The sequence below is a fragment of the Streptomyces sp. NBC_00005 genome (assembly GCF_045160215.1).
Classification (GTDB): domain Bacteria; phylum Actinomycetota; class Actinomycetes; order Streptomycetales; family Streptomycetaceae; genus Streptomyces.
The window spans coordinates 8,406,653-8,425,384 of the sequence record NZ_CP108316.1 but is presented as its reverse complement, the minus strand read 5'-3'; the positions used below and the strand labels follow the sequence as shown (position 1 = coordinate 8,425,384).

The following is an 18,732-nucleotide window of genomic DNA, read 5'->3' as shown; positions in this document are numbered from 1 at the left end:
CGGCCGGTCCCGGAAAGGATCCGGAACCGGCCGTTCACACAGCTCGCACGCTCTAGAGGTCGACCTCCTGCATCAGCATGCCGACCTCGGTGTTCGACAGCCGCCGCAGCCAGCCGGACTTCTGGTCGCCCAGGGTGATCGGCCCGAAGGCGACCCGCACCAGCTTGTCGACCGGGAAGCCGGCCTCGGCCAGCATGCGCCGCACGATGTGCTTGCGGCCCTCGTGGAGGGTCACCTCGACCAGGTAGTTCTTGCCGGTCTGTTCGACGACCCGGAAGTGGTCCGCGCGCGCGTACCCGTCCTCCAGCTGGATGCCGTCCTTGAGCTTCTTGCCCAGGTCCCGCGGGATCGGGCCCACGATGTGCGCGAGGTAGACCTTCTTCACGCCGTACTTGGGGTGGGTCAGGCGGTGCGCCAGCTCGCCGTGGTTGGTGAGCAGAATGACGCCCTCGGTCTCGGTGTCGAGCCGCCCGACGTGGAAGAGCCGCGTCTCACGGTTGGTGACGTAGTCACCGAGGCACTGACGGCCCTCGTTGTCCTCCATCGTCGACACGACACCGGCGGGCTTGTTCAGCGAGAAGAACTGGTACGACTGCGTCGCGACCGTCAGGCCGTCGACCTTGACCTCGTCCTTCTCCGGGTCGACGCGCTTGCCCTGCTCCAGGACGATCTCGCCGTTGACCTCGACCCTGGCCTGCTCGATCAGCTCCTCGCAGGCCCGCCGGGAGCCGTAGCCCGCCCGCGCGAGGATCTTCTGGAGCCGCTCGCCCTCCTGCTCGGCGCCCGGGAAGGTCTTGGGCAGCTTCACGTCCTTCTTGCCCGCGTACCGCTCCCGGTTGCGCTCCTCGGCCCGGGCGTCGTACTCACGGGAGCTCGCCGGAGCCGTGCGGCCGCGCCCGGTGCCCTGGCCCTGCTTGGGGCCGCCCTTGGCGCCGCCGCGCGCCGAGGCGCCACGCCCCGACTTCGGGCCGTCCTGGGTGCCGCCGGGGCCCACGTCGTAGCGCCGCTCCTCCGGGCGCGGCCTCTTCGGCCGGGCGCCCTGCTTGTCGTCGCGGTTGTTACCGGCGCCGCGCTGATTACCGCGGCCACCGCTGCTCCCGCCGCGGCCGCCGCTGTTGCCACCACGGCTCCCGCCGTTGTTTCCGCTGCTGTTCCTGCCGCTGCTGCTTCGCATCAAAGTTCCGTCTTGTCGTCTGCGTCCTCGGAATCCGGAGCGTCCGGATCGAACGACGGGACCCCTTCCAGTGTCTCGGCCTCGATCGCCTCCGCCTCCGGGAGGAAGGGCGCGAGTTCCGGGAGCTCGTCCAGGCCGCGCAGGCCCATCCGCTCCAGGAAGTAGTTCGTCGTCGTGTACAGGATCGCACCTGTTTCGGGTTCCGTGCCCGCCTCCTGGACCAGACCCCGCTGCAGGAGGGTGCGCATGACCCCGTCGCAGTTGACTCCTCGTACGGCCGAAACCCGGCTGCGGCTCACCGGCTGGCGGTAGGCGACGACCGCGAGCGTCTCCAGCGCGGCCTGGGTGAGCCGTGCCTGCTGGCCGTCCAGGACGAAGCCCTCGACGGCCGCCGCGTACTCGGGCCGGGAGTAGAAACGCCAGCCGCCGGCGATCAGCCGCAGCTCGAAGCCGCGGCCCTGGACGGCGTACTCGTCGGCCAGCTCCCGCAGGGCGTCCCCGATCCGCCGCTTCGGCCGCTGGAGGATCTTCGCGAGGTGCTCCTCGGTCGCGGGCTCGTCCACGACCATGAGGACGGCCTCCAGGGCGGGCTTGAGATCGAGGTCGGCGACGGTGTGCAGCCCCGCCGGAACGTCGGTGGTCTCCTCGCTCACGCCTTCTTCTCCTTGGCTTCGTCCTTGGGCACCTCGGGCGGCCGGTCGAACTCGTCCGTCACCACCGGCGTCTCGTCCCCGTCCCCACCGGTCCAGCGCACCAGCAGCTCGCCGAGCGCGGTCTCCTGGTCCAGCGCCACAACCTTCTCGCGGTAGAGCTCCAGCAGGGCCAGGAAGCGCGCCACGACGGTCAGGGTGTCGTCCGTGTCCTCGACCAGCGCCCGGAAGCTGGCCTCCCCGAGCTCCCTGAGCCGCGCGACCACGATCCCGGCCTGCTCCTGCACGCTGACCAGGGGCGCGTGGATGTGGTCGACGTAGACCTGCGGCTTGGGCTTGGGCTGCATCGCCTTGACGGCGAGCCTGGCGAAGCCCTCGGCGCCGATGCTGATGACCACCTCGGGCAGCAGCTCGGCGTGGTGCGGTTCGAGGCCGACGGTACGGGGGTAGCGGCGGGCCTCTTCTTCGAGGCGGCGGTTGAAGATGTCGGCGATCTGCTTGTACGCGCGGTACTGCAGCAGTCGCGCGAACAGCAGGTCGCGGGCTTCGAGGAGCGCGAGGTCGGCCTCGTCCTCGACCTCGGCGGACGGCAGCAGCCGGGCGGCCTTGAGGTCGAGCAGCGTGGCCGCGACGACCAGGAACTCGGTCGTCTGGTCCAGGTCCCAGTCCGGCCCCATCGCCCGGATGTGCGCCATGAACTCGTCGGTCACCTTGGACAGGGCGACCTCGGTGACGTCCATCTTGTGCTTGGAGATCAGCTGGAGGAGAAGGTCGAAGGGCCCTTCGAAGTTGGCGAGCCGAACCTTGAAAACACCGTCACCGGCCTCGACGGGCTCGGGCTCACTCGCAGGAAGCTCGGCCACCGGCTCCGGTTCAGGAGCGAGGACTACGGCTTCGGGTTCGAACTCGGGCCCCGGCTCGGGCTCGGGCTCCGGCTCGGCAGCTGCGGGCTCTACGACCCCGGGCTCCACCAACGGAGGCTCCGCCACCGGGAGTTCCTCCACCGGAGCAGGTGGTTCCGCAGGAACCGGCCCTGCCCCGGGCCCCTTCCCCAGCGCACGCCGACGGCCGGCGGAGGCGCCGGGGGCGGGAACGTCGTTCGAGGTCATGACCCCCGCAGGCTATCGCTACCGCCCGCGCAGCCGACGTACGAGGATGCTCGCGTCCCCGCGGGACTCCAGATCGGCCAGCACCACGGCGACCGCCTCACGGACGATCCGCCCGCGGTCGACCGCAAGCCCGTGCTCGCCCCGGAGCACCAGGCGTGCGTGCTCCAGGTCGATGAGCTCCTCGGCGGACACGTAGACCGTGATCTTCTCGTCGTGGCGTTCACGCCCGCTGGGCCGGCGTGAAGGGCTCCGCCCGCGCTTGCGCGGAGCCGCGGCGACAGAACCTTCCTGCGCCTCCTGACGTCGGCCGGAGCGCTCCCCGGCCGCGGCGCGACTGCGGGACTCCCCGCCGTCGGCCGCCTCCGAGTCCGCGGCCACATGCTCCGCACCCTCGCCGTCGCCGCCCTGCACGGGCACCGACTGCGGGGCGTCCTCGGACGACGCGGCCGCGGCCCCGTCGCTCTCTCCCGCGGGAGCGGGGACCCGGGCTTCGCCGTTGACCCCCCGCCGCGGAGTGGACGGCTGGAGCGCCATTCCCCCTGTCGTACGGAAGAGTTCGTCGGCCCCCGGCAGACTCACTCGGCGTGACACCGGGCGAGCACCTCCCTGGCGAGCTGACGGTAGGCGGCGGCGCCGACGGAGTTGGAGGCGTACGTGGTGATCGGTTCACCGGCGACCGTGGTCTCCGGGAAGCGGACCGTGCGCCCGATGACCGTGTGGTAGACGTGGTCGTCGAACGCCTCGACGACACGCGCGAGCACCTCGCGGCTGTGCACGGTGCGCGAGTCGTACATCGTGGCGAGGATCCCGTCGAGCTCCAGCTCGGGGTTGAGCCGCTCCTGGACCTTCTCGATGGTCTCCGTCAGCAGTGCCACACCACGCAGCGCGAAGAACTCGCACTCCAGTGGCACTATCACCTTGTGCGCGGCCGTCAACGCGTTGACGGTGAGCAGACCGAGCGAAGGCTGACAGTCGATCACGATGTAGTCGTAGTCGGCCATGAGCGGCTTCAGGGCCCGCTGCAGCGTCGACTCGCGCGCGACCTCGGAGACCAACTGGACCTCGGCCGCGGACAGGTCGATGTTGCTGGGCAGCAGGTCCATGTTCGGAACCGCCGTCTTCAGGAGCACCTCGTCGGCCGCCATCCCCCGCTCCATGAGCAGGTTGTAGACGGTGAGGTCGAGCTCCATCGGGTTGACACCGAGACCCACCGACAGCGCGCCCTGCGGGTCGAAGTCCACGAGCAGCACGCGCCGGCCGTACTCCGCGAGCGCAGCACCCAGGTTGATGGTCGACGTCGTCTTGCCCACGCCGCCCTTCTGGTTGCACATCGCGATGATCTTCGCGGGGCCGTGGTCGGTCAGCGGGCCCGGGATCGGGAAGTACGGCAGCGGGCGACCGGTCGGCCCGATGCGCTCACGGCGCTGACGGGCAGCGTCGGGCGCAAGCGTGGCCGCGTATTCCGGATCCGGCTCGTACTCCGCGTCGGGGTCGTAGAAGTGCCCCTCGGGCAGTTCGTCGTAGGCGGCGAGGTGGTTGTGGGGCGCGCCACTTCCGTCGCCGGCCATGGCGTTCACGTGATGGCCATCCATGCTCTGGTGTGCTGTCCGAGTCGCCTGCGGACTCTGCTGGGCTGCGAAGGTGCGCACCGCGACGGAGCCGACAGCCTCGAATCCCTCGGGGCCTTGGCCCCGGACAGGCATTCCTGGTTGACCACCCCCGGGAGAAAATGTCGACTCATTCACAAGTCGTCTTACCTCCTTGGTGACCAGGAAACTTCTAGACAGGTCAGCGTGGCACCATGCCGACGGTTGGCGACTCTATGGCGTGTCGGGCGTCCGCAGCAACACAATCCGCCGGACCCGGCAGGATGTGTCGGCAATGAAACATCCCTCTGTCAAGGGCGTACGGCCGTCGCACGGCAGGCTTCACCGGTGTGCGAATCGACCAAAGGGTTACGTTCGAGGCGAGTTGACCTAGTGCCGCAAAGTGACCATACACACATCCGGCCGGACCTTGTCGGGCAAGGTCCGGCCGGGTGCGCGGTGTTGACGACCTGTGTTGACGTATCGCCTTTTACCGAAAGGTGACTTAGCGGCTCGACGACTGTCCGGCTCAGCCGAGCAGGCTCTCGAGCTCGACGTGCTCGAGGCCGTGCGCCTCTGCGACCTCGCGGTAAACGACCTTGCCGTCATGGGTGTTGAGACCCTTGGCGAGCGCGGCGTCGCGGCGCAGCGCCTCGACCCAGCCGCGGTCGGCGAGTTCGACGATGTAGGGCAGCGTCGCGTTGGTGAGCGCGTAGGTGGAGGTGTTGGGCACCGCGCCCGGCATGTTGGCGACGCAGTAGAAGACCGAGTTGTGGACCGGGAAGGTCGGCTCGGCGTGGGTGGTCGGACGGGAGTCCTCGAAGCAGCCGCCCTGGTCGATCGCGATGTCGACAAGGACACTCCCGGGCTTCATGCGCGACACGAGCTCGTTGGTGACCAGCTTCGGGGCCTTGGCGCCCGGGATGAGGACGGCGCCGATGACGAGGTCGGCCTCGAGGCAGGCCTTCTCCAGCTCGAAGGCGTTGGAGACGACGGTCTGGATCTTCGTACCGAAGATCTTGTCGGCCTCCTTGAGCTTGTTGATGTCCTTGTCGAGCAGGGTCACATGGAAGCCCATGCCGATGGCGATCTGCGCGGCGTTCCAGCCGGAAACGCCACCGCCGATGACGACGGCGCGGCCGGCCAGCACACCGGGGACCCCGCCGGGCAGGACGCCACGGCCGCCGTTGGCGCGCATGAGGTGGTAGGCGCCGACCTGCGGGGCGAGCCGGCCCGCGACCTCGGACATCGGGGCGAGCAGCGGGAGCGCGCGGCTGGGCAGCTCGACCGTCTCGTAGGCGATCGCCGTGGTGCCGGACTCGACGAGGGCGTCGGTGCACTCCTTGGAGGCGGCCAGGTGCAGGTACGTGAAGAGCGTCTGGTCCTTGCGGAGGCGGTGGTACTCCTCGGCGATGGGCTCCTTGACCTTGAGCAGCAGGTCGGCGGTGGCCCACACCTCGTCGGCCGTCTCCAGGATCCGCGCGCCGGCCGCGACGTACTCGGCGTCCACGATCGAGGAGCCGACACCGGCGCCCCGCTCGACGACGACCTGGTGGCCGTGGCGCACCAGCTCGTGCACACCGGCAGGGGTGATGGCCACCCGGAACTCGTTGTTCTTGACCTCGCGGGGGATGCCGACCTTCACGTGGATCACGGTCCTTGGCTCAGTGGATGTGTGGGGCAATACAACACATACCCAGGCATGCAGGAGCACACCGGGAGACACCGCGGGAGAAGGTGCGGCAGAGCCAGTCTAATGAAGGCGTTCTCTCTGTCTAGCCTTTCATTGCATTAATCTTCGCCGGATGTACTACGGATTTCGCAGGCGTTAGCGTCTTGTTCCGGTGGATCAAGGGGTTCCGGATCCGGCTCGGCCTCCTCGCGCTGCTCCCCCAGCAGCCGTTCCGCGGTGCCCCGGTGCAGCTGAGCCGCGGCGGGATCGCCCAGGCGCTCCAGCGTGTCCGCGAGCCGCAGCTGCAGCGCAGCCTGCAGCCGTACGTCCTCGGCCCTGCGCGCCCACTCCACCGCCTCGTGGCAGGTGCGCAGCGACTCCTCGGGCCGTCCCGCGTACTCCTGGACGCGCGCGAGCTCGCTCAACGCCCGTGCGTGGGCGGGGACATCGCCGTCCTTGCGGTACCCGGAGACCGCCGCACGCCAGCTGCGCAGGGCCTCGCCGTAGCGGCCCGCATAGGTGTGGGCCGCGGCGATCCGGCCGTAGAGCCGGGCGGCGCCCGCGCGCTCGTCCCGGGCCAGGCACTGGGCGAGAGCGCGGCCGAACCAGTCGGCGGCCCGGTCGTAGTCCCCGAGCTCCAGGTGCGCACCACCTACGGATTCCATCGCGCGACCGGTCGCGTACGGGTCATTTGCCTGCCGTCCGGCGTCCAGCGCGGCCCGATAGCGCGCCAGTGCCTCCCGGGTACGGCCGGTCTGGGCGTCCAGGTCACCGAGGTTCAGCAGGGCCGCGGCCTGCTCGCGGGGCAGCTTCCGCCGCTCGGCCACGTCCAGGACGAGTCGATGGATGCCGTACAGGTCCGGGGCGGCGGCCTGGGTGCCGAAGTGCGCGGCCATGGCCTTGACCAGCTGGGACATCAGGCGGCGGGCGAGGGTGTCCAGCTCCCCGTCGGCGACGGCGAGCCGGGCCGCGGCCAGCAGCGCGGGTCTGCGGATGCGCAGCCAGTCCTCGGCAGCCCGCGGGGTGGGGAAGCGCAGGGAGCGCGGCATGCCCTGGAGCTTCTCGCGCGCCTCGGGGTTGTCCGTCTCGGTGATCGTCCGGCACGACTGCAGCAGCCGTACCGTCCGCTCCAGCATCCGGGCGCGGGCCAGCTGCAGCTCGCCGGGGCGGTCCTGGGTCTCGGTGAGCTCCTTCAGCAGGGGTTGCAGACAGCCCGGCACCTCGTACTGCGGCAACGGCGAATCCACCGCCCGCAGCAGCCCGAGGGCGACGAAGCCGTCCAGCGCGGTGACCGCGCCGCTCACCGAGCAGCCGGCGAGCGCGGACGCGGTGTGCGGGTCGACCAGTCCTGCCGGGGCGAGCGCGAGCAGTCGCAGTATCCGGGCGGTCGGCGCGGGCAGCGAGGTGTAGGCGAGCCGGAAGACCCGGCTGAGGGGCGTGCCCTCGTCACTCTCCGTGTGCAGATGCTTGGCGAGATCGGCGACGGCCGCCTTGGGGCGGGCCGCGAGCCAGCCGCCGGCCAGCATCAGCGCGGCCGGCTGGGCCTGGCACTCCTCGACGAGACCCTCGGCGGCACGGGGGTCGACCGTGATGCGGACCGAGCCGGTGTGCCGGGTGAGCAGCTCCAGGGCGGACTTGGTGTCGAGGCCGCCGAGCGTACAGGGGCGGACGTCTGAAATACCGGTGAGGGGACCGCCGGACACGGCCACGACCAGGCATTCCGGGGTGTCCGGCAGCAGGGCGTCGACCTGCTCGGCGTGCGCCGCGTCGTCGAGCAGCACCAGGACCCGGCGGTCGGCGAGGGCGTCGCGCAGCGCCTCGGCCAGGTCGTCCTCGGTGGCTCCGGCGGGGGTGGGCAGCTGCAGGGCGGCGAGCAGTTCGCGGGCGGTGTGCTCGACGGGGACGGGTGTGCCGTCGTGTTCACTCAAACGCGCCCGGAGCACCCCGTCGTCGTAACGGTCCGCAACCTGCCGTACGAGTTCCTCGGCGAGTGCCGTACGTCCGGAACCGGGTCTGCCCGCGATGAGCAGGACGCGTGCGCGGGGGGCCTTGCGGCCCGAGATGGTGTCCAGGCCCGCGCGCTCGATGTCGGCGCGGAGCTCCTTCAACTCCCTTGTACGGCCCAGGAACTGACTCTCGTCAGCAGCGTGCCCCGACAGCCGTACACCGTCTGTGTCCACCGCCTGATCCGTCACGGGCCACACTCCCGTCCCACCGCACGCGCAAGCCCGCCGGGACTCCGGTTCGGGCGTTTCCAGAGCCTAGTTCACGCTCTGCTACGTGCCGGGCGGAGCACGGCGGACAGGTCGCTCGATCGGATCAGCCGATGGTCACATCGTCGGTGGAATGTGACATAGCACTGCCACCGCCCCGGACAGCCCGCCGTTCAGGACTCGAAGGGACGCGCCGGCCACTCCGCCTCGGCCGGGCGCAGTGCGTCGAGTCCGTCCCCGTTCTGTGCGGCGACCAGTGAAAGGGCGCCCACGACCAGGCAGTTGTTGTGCAACTCCCCCGCCAGCACGCCCCGTACGAGATCCTCCACGGGCACTCGCGCGAGTTCCATGTCGGCCTCTTCGTGCTCGACCTCGAAGCGGTCGCCCTCGGCCTCGGACAGGTCGCGGGCGAGGAAGATGCGGATGGCCTCGTCGCAGCCGCCGGGGGTGGTGTACACGTCGGTCAGCACGCGCCAGTCCTCGGCCTTGACGTGCGCCTCCTCGTACAGCTCGCGCTGGGCGGCGTGCAGCGGGTTCTCACCGGGCACGTCGAGCAGGCCGGCCGGGATCTCCCACAGCTTGTGGCGTACGGGGTGGCGGTACTGGCGGATGACCAGGACCCGCCCCGCCTCGTCGAGAGCGAGGACGGCGACCGAGCCGGGGTGGACCTGGTAGTCGCGGCGGGCCACATGTCCGTCGGGCATGACCACGTCGTCCGTGCGGACGGAGGTCTTGTTACCCACGAAGGGGGTGTCCGTCGCCCGGATCTCCCACTCCTCGGGGGTGTCCTTGATCGTCATGCCCTTGCCCTTCCGCACGCTGTGAAAGACCCACCAAGTGAAGCCGGGGTGCTCGCCTTTTGAATGCGAGCACCCCGGTCACCGTACAACTGTTGTGCTACTTGGAACTCTTCCGCTCGACCGAGGCCTTCACCAGGCCCGCGAACAACGGGTGCGGCCGGGTCGGACGCGAGCGCAGCTCGGGGTGCGCCTGGGTCGCGACCAGGTACGGGTGGACGTCGCGCGAGTACTCGACGTACTCGACGAGCTTGCCGTCCGGAGAGGTGCCGGAGAACTGGATGCCGGCCTTCTTCTCCAGCTCCGCGCGGTAGGCGTTGTTCACCTCGTAGCGGTGACGGTGCCGCTCCTCGACGTACTCCTTGCCGTCGTACACCTCGCGCACGATCGAGCCCTCGGCCAGCTTGGCCGGGTACATGCCCAGGCGCATCGTGCCGCCCATGTCGCCCTCGCCGGCGACGATGTCGAGCTGCTCGGCCATGGTGGAGATGACCGGGTGGCCGGTGGCCGAGTCGAACTCGGTGGAGTTGGCGTCCGGGATGTCGGCCAGGTTGCGCGCGGCCTCGATCACGATGCACTGCAGGCCGAGACAGAGGCCGAGCAGCGGGATCTTGTTTTCCCGGGCGTACTTGATCGCGCCGACCTTGCCGAGCACACCGCGGTCGCCGAAGCCACCGGGGATGCAGATGCCGTCGACGTCGCCGAGCTGCGCCGCGGCATCGGCCGGGGTCTTGCAGTCGTCGGAGGTGACCCACTTGATCTTCACGCGGGCCTTGTTGGCGAATCCGCCGGCGCGCAGCGCCTCGGTGACCGAGAGGTAGGCGTCGGGCAGGTCGATGTACTTGCCGACCAGGGCGAGGGTGATCTCGTGGTCGGGGTTGTGGACGCGGTCGAGCAGGTCGTCCCAGGTCCGCCAGTCCACGTCGCGGAACGGCAGGTCCAGCTTGCGGACGACGTAGGCGTCCAGGCCCTCGCTGTGCACGGTCTTCGGGATGTCGTAGATCGAGCGGGCGTCGGGGCAGGCGACCACGGCGGCCTCGTCGACGTCGCACATCAGCGAGATCTTGCGCTTGATCGCGGTGGGCACCTCGCGGTCGGACCGCAGCACGATCGCGTCCGGCTGGATACCGATGTTGCGCAGGGCCGCAACCGAGTGCTGGGTCGGCTTCGTCTTCAGCTCTCCCGAGGGGCCGATGTACGGCAGGAGCGAGATGTGGACGACGAACACGTTGTCACGGCCGACCTCGTGACGGACCTGGCGGACCGTTTCCAGGAAGGGCAGCGACTCGATGTCGCCGACCGTGCCGCCGACCTCCGTGATGACGACGTCGACCTCGTCGGTCGCCATGCGGCGGATGCGGTGCTTGATCTCGTTGGTGATGTGCGGGATGACCTGCACGGTGTCGCCGAGATACTCGCCGCGCCGCTCCTTGGCGATCACCGTCGAGTAGACCTGGCCTGTAGTGACGTTGGCACTGCCGTCCAAGTCACGGTCGAGGAACCGCTCGTAGTGTCCGATGTCCAGGTCGGTCTCGGCACCGTCGTTGGTGACGAAGACCTCACCGTGCTGGAAGGGGTTCATCGTGCCCGGGTCGACATTGAGGTACGGGTCGAGTTTCTGCATCACGACGCGCAGTCCCCGCGCCTTGAGCAGCATGCCGAGGCTGGAGGCGGTGAGGCCCTTGCCGAGCGAGGAGGCGACACCCCCGGTGACGAAGATGTGCTTGGTCGTCGTGGCTGTGCTGCTTCGGAAAGCAACGGGCGGCATGGCCAAAGGGGGGCTCCCGTGGTCGCGGTCTGGGGTGCTGTGCGGCTGCCGACCGGAGATTTCCGGGGGTGCCGTCGCTGCGGTTCGGGGGTTTCGTGCCCACCGGTCCACGGGCTACCAGGGTATCAGCGCCCGGACGAGATGGCTTCCGGCCACGCTCCGCACACGAGTCACCACAGAGCTGCACGGACACACACGTTCCTCACCCGTTGCTCACCCGTTCGGCCTATCCGGGTTGCCCGGAGCGGCGCGCAGATCATCTACGTGCGTCGTATCCTGCTCGGACACTCGCTGCCGAGCCCGGCCGGCAACACGGCACCACCCCCGCCCGTAACGCACCGGAACAACGAGAGCTCGTCAGTTCGTTGAGCAGAAATCGTCGTTTTGCCACATGGCTGGACGCCTGCTTTGCTTCACCGCTCAACGACGCATTACAACGACCCCTTGACCGCACTAGCGACAGCCCCCTTTGGGGGTGACGTGGCCGTTCGACTGGAGTTGCACGTGGCCGGGCGCATCGAAGACTACGCACTCATCGGAGACATGCAGACCGCCGCCTTGGTCTGCCGGGACGGCACGGTGGACTGGCTGTGCCTGCCCCGCTTCGACTCGCACGCCATCTTCGCCGGCCTGCTGGGCACCGAGGAACACGGCTTCTGGCGGCTCGGTCCCGCCCATGCCTCCGACGCACCGCCGCCCACCGCGGCCCGGCGCAGCTATCGCGGCGACTCCCTGATCCTGGAGTCCGAGTGGGACACCCCGCGCGGCACGGTCAGAGTGACCGATTTCATGCCCCCACGTGACGGCGCCCCCCAGCTGATCCGCATCGTCGAGGGCGTATCGGGCCGCGTCCCGATGCGCTCGGCCCTGCGGATGCGTTTCTCGTACGGCCGTGTGGTGCCGTGGGTGCACAAGCACGAGGGCCGTACGGTCGCCGTCGCCGGTCCGGACTCGGTGTGGTTCGACACGGAGGCCGAGACGTACGGCAAGTCGCTGACCACGTACGCGGACTTCACGGTCGCTCCGGGTGACCGGATCGCGTTCACGATCTCGTGGGAGCCCTCGCACAAGCAGCCGCCCCCGCTGCCGGAGCCGGAGCAGTCGCTGCAGGCGACGGAGGAGTTCTGGCGCGAGTGGGTGGAGCACTGTACGTACCACGGCCCCTACCGTGAGGCAGTGATCCGCTCGCTGATCACGCTCAAGGCGCTCACGTACGGCCCGACCGGCGGCATCGTCGCCGCCCCCACCACCTCCCTCCCCGAGGACATCGGCGGTGTCCGCAACTGGGACTACCGCTACACCTGGCTGCGCGACGCGGCGATCACCCTCTCCTCCCTGCTGCGCACCGGCTACCGCGAGGAGGCCCGCGCCTGGCGCGAGTGGCTGCTCAGGTCGGTCGCGGGCGACCCCGAGAACCTGCAGATCATGTACGGCATCGCGGGCGAGCGCGAGCTCGGCGAGGCGGAGCTGGACTGGCTGCCGGGCTACGAGAACTCGGCGCCGGTGCGCGTCGGCAACGGCGCCGCGCACCAGCTCCAGCTCGACGTGTACGGCGAGGTCACCGAGGCCCTGCACCTGGGCCACATGACCGGTCTGGCCCGCAACGACTACGCGTCGCTGCTCCAGCTCAAGCTCATCCGCTACCTGGAGCGGCACTGGGACGAGCCCGACGAGGGCATCTGGGAGGTGCGCGGCCCGCGCCGCCACTTCGTGCACTCCAAGGTCATGGCGTGGGTCGCCGTCGACCGGACCATCAAGCTCATCGAGTCGGGCGACGCCGACGGCCCGCTGGAGCGCTGGCGCGAGCTGCGCGACGACATCCACCGGGACGTGTGCGAGAAGGGGTACGACAAGGAGCGCAACACCTTCACGCAGTCGTACGGCTCGAAGGAGCTGGACGCGTCGCTGCTGCTGATCCCGCAGATGGGCTTCCTGCCCCCGGACGACAAGCGCGTGATCGGCACCATCGAGGCGATCCAGCGCGAGCTGTCCACGACGGACGGCTTCATCCTGCGCTACCCGACGGAGGGTTCCAGCGAGGGCGTCGACGGCCTCCCCGGTGACGAAGGGGCCTTCCTGGCCTGCTCGTTCTGGATGGCGGACGACCTGGCGATGATCGGCCGCGTGGACGAGGCCCGCAAGCTGTTCGAGAAGCTGCTCGCGCTCCGCAACGACCTGGGCCTGCTCGCCGAGGAGTGGGATCCGCGCCGCCAGCGCCAGGTCGGCAACTTCCCGCAGGCCTTCAGCCACGTCCCGCTCATCGACACGGCGCTGCGTCTGACGGCGTCGGGTGCGTACGGCGGCTGAGCCTTACGGATCGGTGACCTACGGCGGCTGAACAGGACCGCCGTACCGGGCCCGCCTACGCTGGAGCCAACAGCCCCTGCACGGAAGGGGGCGCCCCCATGGCCTCCCCATCGAAGGCGGGCACGGCACTCGCCGCGCTGCGCGAGGATCTGGTCGGCGACGTGTTCGCCCCCAAGGATCCGGGCTACGACGAGGCCCGGACCGTCTTCAACGCGATGATCGACCGGCGTCCGGCGGTGATCGCGCAGTGCGTGGACGAAGCCGACGTCGTGCGGTCGGTGCGCTTCGCCCGTGACCTGGACCTGAAGATCGCGGTGCGCGGGGGCGGGCACAGCGTGGCGGGCTCGGCACTGGGCGACGCAGCCGTGGTGGTCGACCTGCGTCACATGCGCGCGGTGACCGTCGATCCGGCGGCCGAGGCGGTACGGATCGCGGGCGGGGCCACCATGAGCGACCTGGACCGGACCTGCCAGCCGCACGGCCTCGCAACGACCGGCGGCCGTGCCTCCACGACCGGTGTCGGCGGCTTCGTGCTGGGCGGCGGCACCGGCTGGCTGGACCGCTGCTGCGGATACGCCGTCGACAATCTCCTCGGCGTCGAGCTGGTCACCGCCGACGGCGAGCGGGTCCACGCGAGCGCCGACGAGAACCCCGACCTGTTCTGGGCCCTGCACGGCGGTGGCGGCAACTTCGGCGTCGCCACCGCACTCACGCTGAAACTGCACGAACTGCCCGAGTTCTCCATCGCGTTCGTGCTGTACCTGCCGGAGTTCGGGCCGGAGGCCACCCGCACCTACCGGGATGTGATCGAGGCCGGCCCGGACGAGGCGAGCGGTGCCGTCATCTACGTCACCGGCCCGCCCGAGGAGTTCGTCCCACCGCACCTGGTCGGCACGCTGCTGTGCGGGGTGCTGCTGACGTACGCGGGCGCCGAGACGGACATGCGCAAGCTGGCCGAGCCGCTGCTGGCGCTGCCGCACGAGTCGGAGATCGTCGGGGCGATGCCGTACGCCGACGTGCAGTGCATGCTCGACGATCCGCCGGGGATGCGGAACTACTGGTCGGCGGAGTACCTGACGGGTGCCCCGGACGACTTCGTGGCCGCCTTCTGCGGCCTCGGGGAGTCGGTGCCCGTGCCGACGGGCACCCTGCACGCGCTGTTCCCGCAGGGCGGCGCGATCGGCACCGGGCCGCACGAGTACCCCGTGCCCTACCGGGACGCGCCGTGGGGCGTGCACCCCTTCGGGCTGTGGGAGGACGCGGCGGACGACGAGCGGTGCATCCGGTGGGTGAGGGACGTGCGCAGCGCGGTGCAGCCGTGGAGCACGGGAGCGGTCTACCTCAACTTCATCGGCGACGAGGGCACCGACCGGGTGGTGGCGGGCCTGGGCGCCGAGAACGCCCGCCGGCTCGCGGACGTGAAACGGTCGTACGACCCCGACAACGTGTTCCGCTTCAACCACAACATCAAGCCGGGCTGAGGGCCTTCAGCGTGCGATCCCCCGCCGGGTCGGCGGCCGTCGCCGGGACGAGGGCGATCTCGTCGAGACCCGCCTCGGCATAGGCGTCGATCCGGGCGCGGACGGTGGCGAGGTCGCCCACCAGGCCGACGGTGGCCGCGGCCTCCGGCGGGAGCACGCGGACGAGGGTGTCGCGGTCGGCGCCGGAGGCGGCCAGCTCGACGGCCTCGGCGAAACCGGCCGCGGCGAAGACCTCGCGGTAGCCCGGCACGGTCAGGTATCCGGCGATGCTGCCCAGCACCTGCGCGAGCGACTGAGGTGCGGGGTCGACGGCCGCGGGCAGCCAGGCGGCGAGCGTGGGCGGCGTACGGCCCGCCTTCCGGGCCGCCTCGACGAGCCTGGCGCGCAGGTCGCGGACCTGCTCCGGGGAGACGACGTCGAGGAGCATGCGGTCGGCGTGCGCGGCGGCGGTGGCGATCGCGCGGTCCCCGAACGCGGCCACGGTGAGCGGGCCGCCGGGCGGCGCGAGCCGGCGCAGGAAGGGACTGCCGGGCACGACCGGCTCGCCCGGTGCTCCGTGCAGCAGGGCGCGCACGGCCGCCGCGGACTCCTCCAGTACGGCCGCGGGGCGCACCCGGGGCCGTCCGTGCACGCCCTCGACGACCCGTTTGCTGGAGGTGCCCAGGGCCACGCCGACCGCCCGTCCGGTGACGGCGGCGACCGACGCGGCACCCCGCGCGATCGTCATCGGGTCGCGCACGGACACCGGGACGGGCCCGGCGGTCAGCGCGGCCCGTTCGGTGACGTTGCCGAGGGCCGCGGCCAGGACGAAGGAGTCCCAGGTCGGCCCCTCCCCGGCCCATACCTCCCGGTAGCCGAGCCGATCGGCGAGCGCCGCGACCCGCAGCGGCTCCTCGACCGGGGTGTCGTCCTCCCGTGCCACGGCGACCACGCTGAAGTCCATGCTCCGGCCGCTACCCGGCTTCCGAAGCCCTAACCCGGCCCGGAGATGTCCCGGATGCCCACGCGCGGGTAGCGTCCGGCTCATGGACAGCGGTACGGACAGCAGATTCGACACCCAGGGCGCCGGGATCACCGTGCAGCGGGCGCTGGAGCTGCCCGGCCTGCGCAGCGGGCTGCCGGAGGTCCTCGCGGGCGCGGACCGGCTGCAGCGCACCGTGCGCTGGGTGCACGCGGGCGAGGTGCCGAACATCGCCTCGCTGCTCAAGGGCGGCGAGCTGCTGCTGACCACGGGGTACGGCCTCGGCACCCGTCCGGCCGAGCAGCGGGCGTTCGTGCGCACGCTGGCCGAGCGCGGCATCGCGGCCCTCGTCGTGGAGCTCGGCCCGCGCTTCACGCGTCTGCCCGCCGCACTCGTCGACACGGCACGCTCGGCCGGGCTCCCGCTGGTCCAACTGCACCGCGAGGTGCCCTTCGTGGCGGTCACGGAGGAGGTCCACACCGAGATCGTCAACGGCCACTACGCGCTGCTGCAGCGGGCGGAGGAGGTGCACCGCCGGTGTACCGAGGCCCTGTTGGGCGGCGGCGGGGTGCCCCAGGTGCTGGGCATCCTGGCCGACTTCAGCGGCAACCCGGTCTTCCTGGAGACGACGGACGGGCAACTGCTGTACGCGGCCGGGGCCGGGCCCGAGGGCGCGGACCCACTGCAGGTGTGGGAGGGGCTGCGCGGCCAGCACAAGGACGCCCCGCCGCCGTCCGGGTCGGTCCTGGTGGACGTGCCCGGGGGCGGGCCGGGCACCGGTTCGGTGCGGGCGCGTCTGGTCCTGCTCCCCGTACGGGCGCCGCTGGCGCCGGTGCACCGGATCGCGGCCGAGCGGGCCGCGGGCATCCTGGCCGTCGTCCTGATGCAGGCGCGGCAGGAGGAGGAGCTGGCGGCGCGCGGCCGCGGGGACTTCCTCACCGACCTCGCCGAGGGCCGTATCGCCGCGCAGGACGCGCCCGCGCAGGCGCGCGTGCTGGGCTTCAAGCCGGGCAACAGCCCGCTGCTGCCGGTCGTCATGCGGCTGGGCGACACGCTGTCGCCCGGCGGGGGCTGGGCGGTGCTGGCGCGCGCGGTCTCGGAGGAGCTGGCCTCGGTGGGGGTTCCGGTCCTGTTGGGCGTACGACCTGTCGAGGGCCGCGTCCCGTTGTTGCTGGGCCTGCGTGCGGAGTCGGAGCGGTCGGCGGTCGCGGACCGGGTCGCGGCGGCGCTGCGGGCGGGCGTGGAGCGGGCCGGGATGCAGCGGCCCGGGGCGCAGCCGCCGGTGGTGGTGGTCGGGGTGGCGGGCGGCTGGGCCGCGGCCTCGGCGGGCCTCAGACACGCGGCGGAGACGGCGACGGCGGCGCAGGGCCTGTCGGAGAGGCCGTGGTACGACGCCCGCCGCCTGGACATCGACCTGCTCCTGTGGCGCCTGCGCGACCACCCGGACCTGGCGGCGTTCGTGGACCGCGCGATCGGTCCGCTGCGCGACCACGACAACCGCTCCAGGCCGCCCCTTGTGCCCACCCTGGAAACGTACTTGGCGCATGCCGGCCGCAAGGCGGAGACGGCGCGCGAACTCCACCTCAACCGGCAGACGCTCTACAACCGCCTCGCCCGGATCGGCGAGTTGCTCGGCACGGACCTCGACGACCCGCAGACGGTACTGGCGTTGAGCCTGGCCCTGCGGGCGCGCCGACACGTGCCGTAGATCACTGGGCGGCCGGATCAGTGACCGGAGCCGGATCAGTGGGCGCGGGGCTAGATCAGTGGGCGGTGCTGGGTCAACTCGTCGTAGACGCTGAGCACTTGGGCGACGGTCTCGTCCTCGGTCGGCCAGGTGGCGGCCTGCCGGGTGCCCTTCTCCCGGAGCAGCTCGCGGCGCTCGGGATCGCCGAGGAGCCCGGCAACGGCGTCCGCGAGGGCCTCCGCGTCTCCGTACGGGACGAGTTCGGCGGCGTCGCCGACGAGTTCGGGGATGCCGCCCACCTGGGTCGCGACGAGCGGCACGCGCGCGTGGAGGGCCTCCTGCGCGAGCACGGAACGCGATTCCCAACTGCTGGGCAGCAGCGCGAGGTCGGCGGCCGCGAGCAGCTCGGTGACGTCGTCACGCCGTCCGATCAGCCGGACCGGCAGCCCTTCGTCCTCGATACGGCGCTGCAGAACGGCTCGCAGCGGACCCTCCCCCGCGATCACGACGAGCGGCACGGGGTCGAGGCGGCGCCACGCGCGCGTGGCGTCCAGCAGTGTGTCGTAGCCCCGGTGCCGGTCGAGGGAGCCGACGGCCATCAGCAACGGGCGGCCGGTGGCGCCGAGTTCGGCCCGGATCTTGAGGCTCGGATGCTCGGGGTCCTCCGGCTCGGCGGACCGGCGCGGTCCCGGCAGGGCGACGGCGGCCAGCCTTGCGTCCCGCGCTCCGGTCCGGCGGGCCCGGTCCACAAGGTCCGAGGTGGTGCCGAGCACCACGGTGGCGGCCTTCACGACCCGCCGCTCCAGAAGACGGAGCAGATGGGCCCGGGCGCCTTCGGCGTGTGCACGGTTGTGCCAGGTGACGATGAGCGGGGTGCGTCGGCCGCTGAGGGCGAGCGCGGCGCGGAAGGAGGCGTGCAGGCCGTGCGCGTGCACCAGGTCGGCGTCGGCGCAGGCCGCTCGCAGTGCGGCCACGGCTCCCGGGTCGCTGCTGCGCGGCACGTGCACGTGTTCGGCCCCGGCGCCCGTGAAGTCGTAGGAGCGATCGGCCTCGACGGGGGCGCACACGGTGACCCGCACGCCCCGCGCGACAAGCCCCGACGCCAGCGAGCGCACATGCGCGCTGCTGCCGGAGTTGCCGCCGCCCAGCACCTGCACGGTGCGCAGCGGTGACTGGCCGTGCGGTGAGTGGCTGCTCACGGGGCTCACGTGGCCGGGGCTCCTGGTTCGGCGTCGGGCGGTCACGAAGAAAGTACAGAAGGATCGAGCGGAGGGGGTGTACCGCGCTGTTCCTCCACGTACTGCGTCAAGGATGCCAGGACGTACGG

The 18,732-nt window shown here is 71.2% G+C and carries 14 protein-coding genes; 3 read left to right on the top strand and 11 right to left on the bottom strand.

The window, feature by feature from the left end:
• Window positions 1-52: 52 nt before the first annotated feature.
• From OG303_RS38500 to OG303_RS38460, 9 genes are all read right to left on the bottom strand, one after another.
• Window positions 53-1,174, bottom strand: coding sequence for a pseudouridine synthase (locus OG303_RS38500; protein WP_405874415.1), 1,122 nt, complete (start codon window positions 1,172-1,174; stop codon window positions 53-55).
• Window positions 1,174-1,827, bottom strand: a complete 654-nt coding sequence (gene scpB / locus OG303_RS38495; protein ID WP_405874413.1) for an SMC-Scp complex subunit ScpB — start codon at window positions 1,825-1,827, stop codon at window positions 1,174-1,176. The genes OG303_RS38500 and scpB overlap by 1 nt, the downstream gene beginning before the upstream one ends.
• On the bottom strand, window positions 1,824-2,933 hold the full coding sequence (locus tag OG303_RS38490) for a segregation and condensation protein A (RefSeq protein WP_405874411.1): 1,110 nt from the start codon (window positions 2,931-2,933) through the stop codon (window positions 1,824-1,826). The genes scpB and OG303_RS38490 overlap by 4 nt, the downstream gene beginning before the upstream one ends.
• 18 nt (window positions 2,934-2,951) lie before the next feature.
• A complete protein-coding gene (locus OG303_RS38485; RefSeq protein WP_405874410.1) occupies window positions 2,952-3,524 on the bottom strand; it encodes a hypothetical protein in 573 nt (190 codons plus the stop codon).
• The gene (locus tag OG303_RS38480) at window positions 3,509-4,636 is read right to left on the bottom strand and encodes a ParA family protein (protein WP_405874409.1); all 1,128 of its coding nucleotides are present in this window, start codon (window positions 4,634-4,636) and stop codon (window positions 3,509-3,511) included. The genes OG303_RS38485 and OG303_RS38480 overlap by 16 nt, the downstream gene beginning before the upstream one ends.
• A 412-nt stretch (window positions 4,637-5,048) precedes the next feature.
• Window positions 5,049-6,173 carry an alanine dehydrogenase gene (gene ald / locus OG303_RS38475; RefSeq protein WP_405874408.1) on the bottom strand — a complete coding sequence of 375 codons (1,125 nt, stop codon included), beginning with the start codon at window positions 6,171-6,173 and terminating at the stop codon, window positions 5,049-5,051.
• Window positions 6,174-6,310: 137 nt separating this feature from the next.
• Window positions 6,311-8,386, bottom strand: coding sequence for a tetratricopeptide repeat protein (locus tag OG303_RS38470; protein ID WP_405874407.1), 2,076 nt, complete (start codon window positions 8,384-8,386; stop codon window positions 6,311-6,313).
• 191 nt (window positions 8,387-8,577) lie between these two features.
• Window positions 8,578-9,204 carry an NUDIX domain-containing protein gene (locus OG303_RS38465; protein WP_405874405.1) on the bottom strand — a complete coding sequence of 209 codons (627 nt, stop codon included), beginning with the start codon at window positions 9,202-9,204 and terminating at the stop codon, window positions 8,578-8,580.
• Window positions 9,205-9,301: 97 nt separating this feature from the next.
• On the bottom strand, window positions 9,302-10,969 hold the full coding sequence (locus OG303_RS38460) for a CTP synthase (protein ID WP_405874404.1): 1,668 nt from the start codon (window positions 10,967-10,969) through the stop codon (window positions 9,302-9,304).
• A 504-nt stretch (window positions 10,970-11,473) separates the two neighbouring features.
• Here OG303_RS38460 and OG303_RS38455 point away from each other — a divergent pair.
• Both OG303_RS38455 and OG303_RS38450 read left to right on the top strand, forming a co-directional pair.
• Window positions 11,474-13,276, top strand: coding sequence for a glycoside hydrolase family 15 protein (locus tag OG303_RS38455; protein WP_405877684.1), 1,803 nt, complete (start codon window positions 11,474-11,476; stop codon window positions 13,274-13,276).
• Window positions 13,277-13,374: 98 nt separating this feature from the next.
• The gene (locus OG303_RS38450) at window positions 13,375-14,757 is read left to right on the top strand and encodes an FAD-binding oxidoreductase (protein ID WP_405874403.1); all 1,383 of its coding nucleotides are present in this window, start codon (window positions 13,375-13,377) and stop codon (window positions 14,755-14,757) included.
• Here OG303_RS38450 and OG303_RS38445 read toward each other — a convergent pair.
• Window positions 14,744-15,700 (bottom strand): LLM class F420-dependent oxidoreductase, encoded by a 957-nt coding sequence (locus tag OG303_RS38445; protein ID WP_405874401.1) that lies wholly within the window; start codon window positions 15,698-15,700, stop codon window positions 14,744-14,746. The genes OG303_RS38450 and OG303_RS38445 overlap by 14 nt on opposite strands.
• 82 nt (window positions 15,701-15,782) lie before the next feature.
• On the opposite strand from OG303_RS38445, the gene OG303_RS38440 reads away from it, so the two are divergent.
• Complete coding sequence (locus OG303_RS38440) at window positions 15,783-17,426, top strand: PucR family transcriptional regulator (protein ID WP_405874400.1); 1,644 nt, start codon at window positions 15,783-15,785, stop codon at window positions 17,424-17,426.
• 50 nt (window positions 17,427-17,476) lie between these two features.
• On the opposite strand, the gene OG303_RS38435 is transcribed toward OG303_RS38440, so the two are convergent.
• The gene (locus OG303_RS38435; protein WP_405874399.1) at window positions 17,477-18,613 is read right to left on the bottom strand and encodes a glycosyltransferase family 4 protein; all 1,137 of its coding nucleotides are present in this window, start codon (window positions 18,611-18,613) and stop codon (window positions 17,477-17,479) included.
• Window positions 18,614-18,732: the final 119 nt, after the last annotated feature.

Excerpts from the sequence above, each read along its gene's own strand:
- OG303_RS38500 (WP_405874415.1), bottom strand. The coding sequence starts at position 1,174 with ATGCGAAGCAGCAGCGGCAGGAACAGCAGCGGAAACAACGGCGGGAGC.
- OG303_RS38490 (WP_405874411.1), bottom strand. The coding sequence starts at position 2,933 with ATGACCTCGAACGACGTTCCCGCCCCCGGCGCCTCCGCCGGCCGTCGG.
- OG303_RS38480 (WP_405874409.1), bottom strand. The coding sequence starts at position 4,636 with ATGCCTGTCCGGGGCCAAGGCCCCGAGGGATTCGAGGCTGTCGGCTCC.
- OG303_RS38465 (WP_405874405.1), bottom strand. The coding sequence starts at position 9,204 with ATGACGATCAAGGACACCCCCGAGGAGTGGGAGATCCGGGCGACGGAC.
- OG303_RS38460 (WP_405874404.1), bottom strand. The coding sequence starts at position 10,969 with ATGCCGCCCGTTGCTTTCCGAAGCAGCACAGCCACGACGACCAAGCAC.
- OG303_RS38450 (WP_405874403.1), top strand. The coding sequence starts at position 13,375 with ATGGCCTCCCCATCGAAGGCGGGCACGGCACTCGCCGCGCTGCGCGAG.
- OG303_RS38445 (WP_405874401.1), bottom strand. The coding sequence starts at position 15,700 with ATGGACTTCAGCGTGGTCGCCGTGGCACGGGAGGACGACACCCCGGTC.
- OG303_RS38440 (WP_405874400.1), top strand. The coding sequence starts at position 15,783 with ATGGACAGCGGTACGGACAGCAGATTCGACACCCAGGGCGCCGGGATC.